10 protein-coding genes are annotated in these 12,187 nt (G+C 65.8%); 5 read left to right on the top strand and 5 right to left on the bottom strand.

Annotated features, from left to right (window positions below):
• Positions 1 to 23: 23 nt before the first annotated feature.
• From OF850_RS18785 to OF850_RS18765, 5 genes are all read right to left on the bottom strand, one after another.
• Positions 24 to 1,943, bottom strand: a complete 1,920-nt coding sequence (locus OF850_RS18785; RefSeq protein ID WP_301591884.1) for a recombinase family protein — start codon at positions 1,941 to 1,943, stop codon at positions 24 to 26.
• Positions 1,944 to 1,981: 38 nt separating this feature from the next.
• On the bottom strand, positions 1,982 to 3,103 hold the full coding sequence (locus tag OF850_RS18780) for a tyrosine-type recombinase/integrase (RefSeq protein ID WP_301591883.1): 1,122 nt from the start codon (positions 3,101 to 3,103) through the stop codon (positions 1,982 to 1,984).
• Positions 3,103 to 4,842 (bottom strand): tyrosine-type recombinase/integrase, encoded by a 1,740-nt coding sequence (locus tag OF850_RS18775; RefSeq protein ID WP_301591882.1) that lies wholly within the window; start codon positions 4,840 to 4,842, stop codon positions 3,103 to 3,105. Before OF850_RS18775 ends, OF850_RS18780 begins: the two co-directional genes overlap by 1 nt.
• An 81-nt stretch (positions 4,843 to 4,923) precedes the next feature.
• Entirely contained in the window at positions 4,924 to 5,154 is a 231-nt protein-coding gene (locus OF850_RS18770) for a helix-turn-helix domain-containing protein (RefSeq protein WP_301591881.1), read from the bottom strand.
• 484 nt (positions 5,155 to 5,638) lie between these two features.
• The gene (locus OF850_RS18765; protein ID WP_301591880.1) at positions 5,639 to 5,932 is read right to left on the bottom strand and encodes a hypothetical protein; all 294 of its coding nucleotides are present in this window, start codon (positions 5,930 to 5,932) and stop codon (positions 5,639 to 5,641) included.
• 31 nt (positions 5,933 to 5,963) lie between these two features.
• On the opposite strand from OF850_RS18765, the gene OF850_RS18760 reads away from it, so the two are divergent.
• The 5 genes from OF850_RS18760 (at position 5,964) to OF850_RS18740 (ending at position 11,810) form a co-directional block, all read left to right on the top strand.
• On the top strand, positions 5,964 to 6,569 hold the full coding sequence (locus OF850_RS18760) for an HD domain-containing protein (protein ID WP_301591879.1): 606 nt from the start codon (positions 5,964 to 5,966) through the stop codon (positions 6,567 to 6,569).
• Between the two features lie 106 nt (positions 6,570 to 6,675).
• The gene (locus OF850_RS18755) at positions 6,676 to 7,893 is read left to right on the top strand and encodes an ABC-three component system protein (RefSeq protein WP_301591878.1); all 1,218 of its coding nucleotides are present in this window, start codon (positions 6,676 to 6,678) and stop codon (positions 7,891 to 7,893) included.
• Positions 7,890 to 8,375 (top strand): three component ABC system middle component, encoded by a 486-nt coding sequence (locus tag OF850_RS18750; RefSeq protein WP_301591877.1) that lies wholly within the window; start codon positions 7,890 to 7,892, stop codon positions 8,373 to 8,375. The genes OF850_RS18755 and OF850_RS18750 overlap by 4 nt, the downstream gene beginning before the upstream one ends.
• Complete coding sequence (locus OF850_RS18745) at positions 8,372 to 10,330, top strand: DUF3732 domain-containing protein (RefSeq protein WP_301591876.1); 1,959 nt, start codon at positions 8,372 to 8,374, stop codon at positions 10,328 to 10,330. The genes OF850_RS18750 and OF850_RS18745 overlap by 4 nt, the downstream gene beginning before the upstream one ends.
• Positions 10,331 to 10,667: 337 nt before the next feature.
• Positions 10,668 to 11,810 carry a hypothetical protein gene (locus OF850_RS18740; RefSeq protein ID WP_301591875.1) on the top strand — a complete coding sequence of 381 codons (1,143 nt, stop codon included), beginning with the start codon at positions 10,668 to 10,670 and terminating at the stop codon, positions 11,808 to 11,810.
• The last annotated feature ends 377 nt before the right edge of the window (positions 11,811 to 12,187 follow it).

Genomic DNA, 12,187 nt, shown 5'->3' with positions numbered 1-12,187 from the left:
CTCGTCCAGCGCGGAAGCCTGGATCACTCCAGCCTCGTCCATCGACATCCCTCTCTCCCTCTCCAGAGGGGGGCGATTTCATGTCGCCAAGGGAGGGTCATTCCATGGCGCCCGACAGATGAAGCTGTCTGATTCCGCAAGCGCGGGGCGTCGAACAGCAGGTTAAGGCGGTTGCATGCCCCCGCAACCATCTTAACCTGCTCGATCAGATCGGCCGTCCGGTTCTCCGGGCGGCCTTTCTCTTTGCCGCGCGGCAGGACAAGGCGGTTGCGCTTCCCCGCATCCCACGTTTCCAAGACTTCTCCAGAACGGCCGTTCCCCACCAAGGGAGCGGCCGTTTTGCGTTGAGGAGCCACCGAACTGAGGTCCAGCAGCGCGGCCAAGTCGCCCCGCAGCTCCACCGTGAGCTCGCCCCGCCGGGCACCGGGGAAGATCAGGATCGCATCGATTAGGCCGCGCAGGGCGGTGGCGGCTGCGGCCGCCGTGTTTGGCTCCTGCAGCGCCACCTCCAGCGCCTCCACCTTGCGGCGATACAGCTCGGGCAGGTTTGGATGCAGCACCGGCACCGGCTCCGCGGTCCCTGCCGCGCCAAGCTCCGCCGTCAATGTCGCCTGCTGTTGCTCCAGTGTGCGCAGTTCCCCGACCAGCGCCGCGCTCCCGTGGCCGTCCTTGATCAGCTCCACGAGATTGCGGATCTGCCGGTTCAGCTTGGCGAGCTTCTCGCTCAGCCCGGCTTGGCGCTGACCACGCTCGCGATTGGCGGCGTTGGTCTCCGCCACGTAGGTGCGCACGAACTCCTCGACCAGGTCCGGAGCCAACAGCCGTTCCTTGAGCCCCACCAGGACCCGCGTCAGCAGGCGGTCGCGCAGCACGGTGCGCGGATTGTCGCAGGTGCCGCGCTCCACATGGTTGGCACAGCCCAGGCGGCCGCCGCTGCCCATCACGCTCATCGGCCCATGGCAGACGCCGCAGCGGACCAGTCCAGAGAGCAGCCACGCCGGCCGTCGCGCCGCAGCGAGGCGCGCCCCCGTGTTGCGTCGGTCGGTGCCGTGACGCTCGCCTACTGAAGGCGAAGCTGCGGATGAGGCGAGGCGCAGCCGGTCCTGAACCGCCTGCCAGAGCCCTGCGTCGATGATGGCCAGCTCTGGCACCTGCGTGGTGATCCACGCCTCCCGCGGGTTGAGCCGGGCCACCCGGCGGCCCGTGCTCGGATCCTTGCTGAAGCGCTGGCGGTTCCAGATCCGCTGGCCCACGTAGAGGTGGTTGCGCAGCAGGCCGGTCTCGCGGGCGGCCCCACCCAAGAGCAGCGAGGCGCTCCAGCGCCCGCCGCGGGCGCCGGGCACCGCCTCGGCATTGAGCGCCTTGGCAATGGCGCGCGGCGAGACCCCGTCGGCATAGCTCCGGAAGATCCGCCGGACGATGGCGGCCTCCTCGGGCACCACCTCCAGCTCGCCGGTGACGGGCGTGCCGTCCGATCGAAGGCCACAGCGGATGCGGTAGCCGTAGCTCAGCCCGCCGGCGCTGCCGCCGGCCCTCACCCGGCCCTCCAGGCCGCGATGGGTCTTTTGCGCTAGATCCTGGAGAAACAGCGCCGACATCGTGCCCTTGAGGCCAATGTGCAGCTCCGAGATGTCCCCCTCGGCCAGGGTGACGATCCGCACGCCCGCAAAGCGCGCCTGCTTGTGCAGCGCCGCTACGTGCTCCTGATCGCGGCTCAGCCGGTCCAGGCTTTCGGCCAGGACGATGTCGGCTTGGCCCGCCCGCATCGTTGATAATAGCGCCTGGTAACCCGGGCGCAGCGCCGTGGCGCCGGAGAAGGCCGCATCGACAAAGACGTTGCCGACCGTCCAGCCCTCGCGACCCGCCCGCGCCCGGCAGATGCGCACCTGATCCTCGATCGACGCCTCGCGCTGGTTCTCCGAGCTGTAGCGGGCGTAGATCACGGCGCGGACCGGCTGGGTGGCGGGGGCTCGGCGGACGGTCATGGCGTGCGGCCCTTGCGGCTGGACGGGCGGCGCTGGGCCAGGATCAGAGCCTGGCATTGCTGCAGGGCCTTGCGCTGGTTCGCCGCGATGTAATGGGCCTGGGTCGTGGTGGTGCTGCGATGGCCCAGCAGGTCGGCCGCGAGCGAAATCCCCTCCGGATGCTCATCCGCCAGCGTCGTGGCCGCGCAGTCCCGAAACAGATGCGGGTTGATGTCGTGCCCAAAGCGAGCCCGGCAATGGCGACGCAGCTGCTTTTGCTGCGCGCCCGGTGTCATGGCGGTGCCGCAGCGGGTGACCCAGAGCGCGTGGCCCGCCGGATGGAGCCGATGCTGGCGGTCGGCCGGTCCCCGCATGTCGAGAAGAACAGGGCGATACACCGTCAGATAGGTCTCGAGCGCCGAGAGGAGCTGGGCCGGCACCACCATGTGCAGAGCCAAGCCGGTCTTGCACTCGCTGGCCGGGATGGCGATGCGCCAGCCTTCCGGCGTGCGCTGCAAATGCCGGCCCAGGATCAGGTTCAGGAAGTTGCCCTGCCGCAGCGGACGCAGGGCCAGCAGCGCGATCATCAGCCCGTCCCGGTAGAGGAGGGCGGGGTGAGACGGTCCGGCCGTCAGGTCCGGGGGCAGGGGCCGCGCCACGGCCTGCTCCATCAGGGAGAAGCCTAACTCCACCAGCTCCATCTGATCGACCATCCGCGCGGCTTTCACCCGGCTGGGTTGGGCCAGCCGCTGATGCCGGGCCTGGATCTCCCGCAGCCAGCGCCAGTTCCGCTCCGGCCAAAGATCGGTCAGGAACATCAGCAACTGCCCGAGATACGTGGCGACGGTGACCGAAGCACAGCGCCCCCTCAACATGCGCTCGTAGTGTCGGAGCCGCTCCGGCGTCACGCGCTCAGCCGGGCCCTCCTCCGCCAGGACCACACCCTCGCTCTGGAGAAAGCCCAGCCAGCGCGAGTAGGCCGCGCACAGCGACCGGTGCGTGGCCGGCCGCCACGAGGCCGCTGCGCCAGGATCATCGAAGGGGCTGCCGGGCGTGCAGGCGGCCAGATAGGTGGCGCGGTCGGCCTCGGGCCAGGACGCAAAGGGCAGGGCGGCATGGCCGCTGGGGCGCGCGCCCATCACCGGCCACCTGCGGAAATAATAGACTGGGTCCGTCGGCGCTCGATCAGCGCGTCGTAATGCTTGAGGGCGTGCTGCGTCTGGAACCCCACGTAGTGGCTGCGAGTGGTGTCCTGGCGCTTGTGGCCCAAGGCCCGGGTGACCAAGCCATCGTTGCCGGGGTTCGCGGCGAGAACCATGGCCGCCAGGAAGTGGCGAAACAAATGCGGATGCATTTCGAGGCCGTATTCGCGCGCGATGGCGCCGCTGATCTGATCGCGCAGGGCGCCGGTGGTCTTTTGCGTGCCGGGCTTGGCGCCCGGAAACAGCCATGGGCCGGAGGCATCGCCCAGCAGGGGCCGGTAGAGGCGGATGTACTCCCGCACCAGCGCTGTGGCGGTGGGTGGAAGGTCGGCCGTCAGCGGCACGCTGTTTTTGACCTGATCGGCCGGGATGGCGATGGACATCCGTCCGTCGTGATGCACGAGCAGCGTCTTGCCGATGGAAAGGCCCGCGAGGTTGCTGATGCGCAGAGCTGCGCTTAGCAGAACATCGACGGCCACGGCCGTCTGCATGATCCGTGCGAGGTGCTGGGTGGGCCGGCCGCCTTTCCGGACGCGCTCCGCGAGACGCGCGGGCAAGTTGATCAGAAGCTCCTGCTGCCGCGGGTCCATCAGCAGGGCGAGACGCCTCTCGTTGCGCGGCGTCAGCCCCTGCGTCTCCGGGCGGAGGGTCTTGCTCAGCCGCCGAAGCTTCTCGATCTCGTCGGCGGGCAGCTTGGCCCAGTGGCGGGCAATCATGAGCACGACGCCTGCCATCGCCGACAGGTGCAGGGAGGTGCGGTCGCCCTGCCGGCGATGCACGCGGGACAACGCGCGCTTGGCCATGGCCGGAGCCACCAGGGGCGCCAGCTCGGTCATGGTGGCCGGATTGACCCCGTCCGCAACCAGTTCCCCGAGATACAGGGACAGGTAGCGCTTGCGGCTCTGCAGGGAGAGCGGCTTGAGGGGCCGGAAGTCGCGATCCAGGAAAAGGTCGCCCCCTAACCAAGCGATCCAGCCCTCCACCTCCGCCTGCAGCGTGGCGGGGTACTTCCCCCAGTCCAGGCTGCGGCGGATCCTGTTGTCCGGCACGGTCAGGGTTTGCTGCGGCCACTGCGGGAATCTTTCCCGGGCCGCGTTCCAGCTCAGGATGGTGTCGCGCCCGCAGCGCAGGGGCGCGCTGCCCAGGCTCTGGGTGACCAGCAACTGGGTGTAGCGGGCGAGGACGGCGTCGTTGACCTCATCCGGCTCGATGTCGGCCTGGGTGGCGTAGCGGGCGAAGCGGCCCAGGTGGAACAGGTGCCGCGTGCCGCGCACAAGGCCGAGAAGCTCGCCCCAGGCGGGGGACGGGGCAATGTCAAAGCGCTGCGGCAGCATGTTGCGATTGGCGTGCCTGAGCACCGCCCCCAATAGGCTGCGCACGTTTTTCCAGCTCCCCGTGCTCAGCCGGACCATGGCCGGCGTCACCCGCTCCAGCATGGGGCGCAGCTGGGTTGGGTCGGCCGGCAAGCTTTCCAGCGGCTGCCCGAGGGCCCGCTCGACCGTGTTGAGGGCCGACGCCATGGCCTTGCGGCGAGCCTCCGGCAGGGTCGCATCGGCGAGGATCTGCTGGCGCAGCTGGGCGAGGGTTTGGGGGTCGGAGTAATTGTCAGAAGTTGCCATGGGGTGCCTCTGCTGATCTGTATTGGTCGTGACATGAAAAATGTGACTGCGCAACACCAATAACGTATCTGATTACTTGGGATACGCAGTCACGTCGTTCCGTCATATTGTTGAAATGAGACGATAATTCTTGACGTTCTATGCCAGGCGCTGACGCGTCAGATACGCCTGCAGATCCGCCCGGCTGATGCGCACGAGGCGACCCACCCGGTGGCGCCGCAGCGTTCCCTTAGCGACCAAGCGGTGGACCGTCCGCTCGGAGACCAGCAGCAGCGCCGCGACATCGGGGATGGTCAGCAGCGGCTCCGCGACGGCTGAAGACGAGGGAAGGGGCGTGGCGGCAGCCACAGACACACGACGTGGGGTCATGATAGGAGTTCCTCAGGAGAGGGGTTCGGGGCATGGCTACGCACCCAAGCCTCCCGCGCCGCTTGGCGGGCCAGTGCCCGCACCAGCTCCCGCAACAGGGCAGGGCCCTGGGCTGAAGCGGGGCGCGGGGAGGGCGTGCCAGGGGCCGCTCCGACCTCGCCAAGAGGCAGGTCGGAGGCGGCAAATCCGGGCCGAGGGTTGAGTGCGTCCATGCCAGCAGCAGGCCGTCACGACTTGCAAGCACCAAGGGCGTCAGCGCGGGACAAGCCGCACAGGCGGTCGCCCCCGGCAAGGGGAAGCGACGTAAGCTCCTGTTTTGGTGCAAAAATATTTTTGAGCGGTCCGCTCTTGCATCGGAGCGGGAGCGATGGGCTGGCTCGACGAATCGGCGGGATGCGGTGCTCGAAGGCGGCGCCCGGGTCCGGAAATCTCTCTTACCCGCTAAGAAAAATAGCGGTATCGTCGGGCCAGCGCGAGGCTGCTGTCACTTGGAGAACAGATCCGGCGGGCGACCCGGGCCGGCTGTCTTGCGTGCGGACCGCTTGGATCGAGTGGGGGCAGGACGGGGAATGCCCAACTCGCGCTCGATCTCCGCCAGCAGGGCCACCAGCCCCCTGTGGATGACCTTGTCGTTCGTCAGCTTGGTGCGCTTGCGCGCCTCCTTGAGAAGAGCGGCAACCGCGGGGGTGACCCGGATCGTCTTGAGGCCGTGTTCCCGGACATGCTTGCGCTGGTGCTCGGCGTTGCTCAGCGCCTCGGGCTTGCGGGGGCGTCCCATGAAAGCTCCATCCTCTTGACCAGGACCATCGATGTCGAACGACAAACCTGAAGTGGAACGCGGGCGCTGGGCCTCCCTGGCGGACGCCGCCGCCCTGGCCTTGCGCCTGCACGCGGACCAGACCCGTAAAGGGACGGAGATCCCCTACATCGCCCATCTCCTGAGTGTCTCCGCCCTGGTGCTGGAGCATGGCGGCGATGAGGAGCAGGCCATCGCCGGGTTGCTGCACGATGCCATTGAGGATTGCGGGGTCCAACATGAGGCGGCCATTGAGCAGCAATTCGGCCCAAGGGTCGCGGCCATCGTGCGGGCTTGCACCGATGCCGAAACCCTGCCGAAGCCGCCCTGGCGTGCCCGAAAGGAAGCCTATCTGGCGCACCTTGCGCACGCGGACGCCGATTCGCTGCTCGTTTCGGCCTGCGACAAGCTCCACAACGCCCGTGCCATCGTCGACGATCTGCACGAGCATGGGCCGGCCATGATGAGCCGGTTCAACGCAGGGCTCGAAGGCACACTCTGGTACTATCGGGCCCTCGCCGAGGTGTTTGACCGCCTCCTCCCGGGGAGGCTCGCGCAGGAACTTGCCCGGGCCGTCGGCGAAATGGAGCGCCTTGCTATCCGGCGCATACAGGCGTGATCAGTTCAGCCTGTAGCACTTTCTGTCGGGAGTTGGTCAAGTCGGCAGGCGCCTTGAAGATGAATCGCGGAAGGCGCTAAGCTATCCTTATCCGGATTGTGACCTTATGGACCAGGATCATAAGAGCGAAGCGCACTCCGCCGAGGGCTCGGCGCTGGGCTTCTGGTTCCAGGCGTATTTCGCGCTTCTAACCCTTGTGACCCTGACCACCGATGAGGCCGCGATCGGCATCGAACAGCTCGACGACGTTGAGTTGAAAGCCGACGGGCAAACGCTGCTTTATCAGCTGAAGCACTCTATCAGCGCCAAGCCACCACCCATCACGATCAAGTCGCGCTCGCTCTGGCGGACCGTGAAGGTATGGATCGACGTTCTACCCCAGGTGACCTTGGCGGAAACGACACTGCACCTGATCGCGGTGGGCGACATTCCGTCGGATAGCCCGCTTAGGGCGCTGACCGATCCGGACACCAACCGCGCTGACCTTGTCGCAGCGATGACGGCGGAGGCCGCGCGGGTCATTGAGGCGCGCGAAGCAGCTGCGAAAGCTAAAAAGACACTGCCGTTTCCGGACCGGGTCGACGGATGCCGCGCATTTCTTGCCCTCAGCGAGCCCGAGCGCTTGAACCTTCTGCGCCGCACCATCATCCGACCCGACAGTCCGACCGTGGGAGAGATTGAGCAGGAGATCGCCGGGCATTTCCACTTTGTGTTGCCCGAGTACCGCCCGGCCGTGGCTAAGCGACTCATCGAGTGGTGGGACCGCCAGATCGTCTACTCACTATGCGGTGAGCGAGACCGCGTCATCACCCGTGCCGAGCTGCAGAGCCAGGTCATGGCCGTGGTCGCCGACCTTGAGCAGGGTAAGCTCGTCGCCGAGTTCGAAACAGTGAGTCACCCCGAGGATTATCAACCGGACGGCATGCTCGCCCGTCAGATCGAGCTGGTGAAGGGCAAGCCATACGATCTTGAGCGCGCCATCCGCGAGGAGTGGAAGGCGCGCGCGCAGCGCGCCCGCTGGCTTGCCGACAACCCCGCCATGGCAAGCAAGATCAGCGCCTATGATGCGGTCCTTCGCGAGCACTGGTCCGACCGGCATGCCGAGCTAGTCGACGAGTGCGCCTCGCTCGAGGACGAGGGCAAATGCGCGTCCGGTCTGAAGCTGCTGCGGTGGACGCACCACGAGGCGCCTAGCACCGTTCGCCCAATCGCCGAGGGGTGGGGTGCAGCCTATTACGTGCGTGGCACCTACCAAGTGCTCGCCATCAACTTGAAGGTCGGATGGCATCCTGATTACGAGACACTGTTGGGGGGCGGCGAATGAGGGTCGCTCACGACGTCTACGCCGAGACGAATCCTGCCTTTTGTGCGGCCGTACTTGTCGAGTTCACGAAGGCCTACCTATCCGTCCGGCCCGAGGGTCCGGAGACGCCAGTGGCGTACCTCGCGCTGCCGGTGGCGCTGTCCGGAGAGCTGGCCGCCGCGTTCGACCGCACCAATAAGCTCACCGGTTTGCTCGAGTGGCTGGAGAGAAGCCCTCAGGTCCAAGTCGGGCTCGCCGAGCGAGTCAACGCGTCGCTGGAAATCGTATCCGATGCGATCCGCTTCGGCTGCTTCGCGGGCGTGCTCGTGATGAGGCAGGACGCCCGGCTCCAGTTGGGCGGCAAAAAAATGAAGCAGAGCGCGATCAGCGCTCTTGGGGAGGAGCCCGCCCAGGCAATGAAGCGCGCGGCGCGCCTCGGGCATTGGTTTTCGACCGCCGGCACGACCCGGACGATCTTCGATATGATGGGACTGACGGTATGACACGATGGAACATCGACACCATTTTCTTTCTTGGCGTCTCTGGTCAGCGGCGCAACGTCAGTTTCGAGGCGGATGCGCTGAACATCATCACGGGCGCGGCCGGCACCGGAAAATCGACGCTGATCAAGGCTATCGACTACTGTCTCGGGTCGAGCAAATGTGAGCTGCCCGCCCATGTGCGGCGACGTAGCCTAGCGGTCGGCGTCCGATGGGTGTCTGGCGACGCGCAGATGATCGTCGGTCGCCTCATTCCGCCTGTGGGCCAAGCGACCAGCACCCGCATGTTCGCGGCGAGTGGGCGGAATCTGCCCCTGCCCGACACCATCGACGAGTTCGAGGGAGCGACGACTGTGGAAGCAGCGAAGGCGTTCGTCGAGCGGGCGTTTGGGATCGGCGATTTGATCGACGAAGGCGAGGCGGTCGGCGGGCGCGGGCGTGCAACGGTCCGACACGTCACGCCGTACATGTTCGTGACGAAAGAGGTGATCTACAGCGAGTCAACTCTTCTTCACGGCTTGGAGAAGGCCGACAAGGCGCGCGACATCGTCGCTGCGATGCCCTACTTCCTGCGCGTCACCGATGAGGCGAGCGCCACAGACGAACGGAAGCTGCGCCAACTCCAGCGGGCGCTTGAGAAGGAAGAGACCCGCGCCCGGTCGCGCGCTACGGCTCAGACGGCGCTCAAGCAGCGTGCCATCGGTCTGCTCGAGGAGGCGCACCGCATTGGCGTCGCCGATGCGCCCTCGGCAGATGCGCCCGAGGCTGCGCTTCTTGCCGAGCTGAAGACGGTCTCCCAGACGCAGCTTGAGGCCAGCGCCTACCCGAGCGAGGGCGAGCTCAGTACGCTGAATCGGCGACGCCGGGAGATTCTGGCCGAGCTCGGCGCGCTTCGTCGGCGCTCCCAAGCCACTCGTACCGCGCTCCGAGAAGCAACTGGTTTTCAAGGCGCGGTGGTGCGCCAGCGAGACAAGCTGCGGTTGGCGGAGCACCTACACCTGGACGAGTTGTCCGGAATTTGCCCAGTGTGCGAGGCGCCCTCCGAACGTGGGCGCGAAACTGCGGCTGCGCTGCATGAGACGCTGACCAAAGTGCGCGCCGAGAGCGTTGCAGTTGAGCGCGTGAAGCCCCGCTTGGTCGAGTACGACCGAGCGCTCGAGGAGGAGAGTGGACGGCTGAACGGCGAGCTGCGCCGGGTGGACGACCAGATCCAATCCTGGTTACGACAAAGCGAAGAGACACGCCGCTTGGCCGATCTCGGGCAGCTTAGAGCTCACCTCCTCGGCCGGATTTCGTTCTTCCTAGAGGCAAGCGTGGACGAGCCGCGCCAAGTGACGCGCGATCTGAACGTGCTGCGCGCCGAGATCGCCGAGCTGGAAGCTCGGGTCGATCGGGAAGCCAGGGACATCAAGGTCAAGCGGGCGGAGGGAAAGATCTCGCATTTCGCGTCGGAAGCATTTGCGGTTCTGCCGACGGTTGCACCCTGTAACGGGTCCGAACTCGACTTCTCGTCGCGCCAGCCCGAGGTCACGGTAATCGAAGCGGGAAGTGGAGCCGTGCTCCGACTGCCTGACGTCGGTTCGGATCAGAACTACTTGGCCATCCACATCGCGCTGTCCTTCGCGCTTCAGCGCTACTTCGAGATGGTGAGCGCGCCGGTGCCGGGCGTGCTTATTCTCGATCAGATCAGCCGTCCCTACTTCCCACAGAGCGGGGAAGACGAGGACGAAGCGGAGATCGTCGGCCGGGAAGAGGATGAGGACGTGCAGGCGATGCGTCAGCACATCAACTTCCTGTTCGCCGAGACGGCACGACGGAAGGGTCTCCAGGTCATTCTCATCGAGCACGCCTACTTCGCGGATGACCCGCGCTACATTGAAGCTACCCGGGAGAGGTGGACGAGGGGGTCTGGCCGGGCGCTGATTCCGCTTGATTGGCCGACTCGCGACGACGGGTGAGCGGCTGCCGGTCGGAGGCGGAGCGGGGAGGGACCGGTAGGGACCCGGCTCTAACCTGCCAGAAACGCAAATAAATTTCTGACAGAGGCGGCGGCGCAACCGACGGAACAGCTTTTGGAGGTGGCGAGGAGCCTTCCTGGTAGCGCTCCTGACCGTAAAAGGGCTCATGCACCTCGGCGGGCGAGCGGCGGTCGGTCAGGCGCTACGCAGGCTCGTCGCTCACGGCAAGCTCCTGAGGGCGGGGCGAAAGCGTATGTTCGCGTGATGACGCGGCCCTCCGACACTGGAAGACCTCGCGCCGATCGGTTTAGACTTAGCTTCTGGATGGGGCTGAGGCATGGCGGGCAAGGTTGTCGTGGTGAAGCCGATGGTCTGGAACACCATGGGTTACCTGCACCCCGATGGAGTCATCCGGAAGAACGCCGGCTACGTGAGCAAAACTGGCTTCGGCCACGAGGAGTGGAACGGCGACCCAAACCGGACCTGGAACGGCTGGCGCGTGTTCCACACAGAGACGACCGACCGAATGAGGGCATGGGCTGATGGCGAGCGCCTCGGCATCATCATGACCGCCTACAACGGCGGCGTCCCGCATGCCCTCGGGGTCGCCACAAGCGTCCAAAGGAACACGGAGGCGGAGAAGTGGGCCATCTTCAAAGCGCTGCGCCTCCAAGACGAGGCCAAGCGGCTTTGGACCTTACCGAGTGTGCAGAGAGCCCATCACTCCTTTGCAGAAGTGCGGGCGAGGTGGCGAAACGAAGGGCATCACAACAACTGGCGTTGCCCACCATCCGAATTCGCATGGTTTCGCGAGCCGGTTCCGCTCGACCCCGCGGCTTTGTTCCCTCCGAAGGAGGCGGGGGGTAGGCCTCCCGTCTTCATCAAAATGCACAGCAGGTTCATGGCCATCAGGCCTGACCAAGCACTGAGCATCGTCGAGCAATCCCTGGACACCGACAGCCCAATCCTGCGCTGGCTCCGGATAGGGCCTTTTGACCTTGGCGAGGTCGCAGCGAAGACCCGGGGCTACCGTAAGCCGAAGTCGTCCTCTTCTGGAGCGGGGACGCAAACCGCGGCGTCAGCCGACCAGCCCTATGTTCGCTATTTCACAGAGCACGAGTTGAAGGTGACCCCGAGGCACGCTGACCTGCAGAAGCGGTTCAAGACGTATGCCGCCGCGCTTGGAGCCGCGAACCTCCGGGAGAACTTCGATGGCGTAGACATCGAATTCACTCTGCGCGACCGCGGGCACGTGCTGGGCGAGGTCAAGCCCTGCGAGGGGCCTGATGTGCGGTATGCCGTACGCACCGCTATGGGGCAGCTGCTGGATTACCGACAGAAGCGGTCAGCTTCCCCCAGCCTGCTTGTTGTCGTCGGCAGCCGGCCTGCTCCCAAAGACGCCGCTCTTGCACTGGAGAACGGCTTTGCCATTGCGTATCCGAGAGCAGACGGCTTCACCATCAAGTGGCCCACCGGTTGAGCAAGCCTATTGGCGGCGGCTTTCGGCGTTGCACATCCGCCCACAAAGGGAGACAGCTTTGAGGAGAGCGGCTAGAGCTGGGATAGGAGTCGAGGACCGAAATTCTTTGCTCTATCTGCTGACGCCACCTGTCCCCTTAGGTAAGCATTCCAGAGCAGTCATCTTGCCGGCAAGCGGAGTGTATTTTTGCCGCACATGCCTCGGAGGCCACTTGAAGTCAATCGGATCGGATAGAAGCGCGAAAGCGCCATGCTCAAGCGAAAAGAAATAAGGGGGGCGGAATGGCCGCTCATGACCGAACGGATCCATGTATGCGCAGGCTGCAGGATCAACGGATCTGCTTGACCAAAGACTCCGCTGGGACGTGGTGCGCAAAG

Origin of the sequence: Sabulicella glaciei (assembly GCF_026183895.1) — a bacterium.
Lineage (GTDB): Bacteria > Pseudomonadota > Alphaproteobacteria > Acetobacterales > Acetobacteraceae > Roseococcus > Roseococcus glaciei.
The sequence above is the reverse complement of the archived record's forward strand: the minus strand, read 5'-3'. Positions and strand labels throughout refer to the sequence as shown.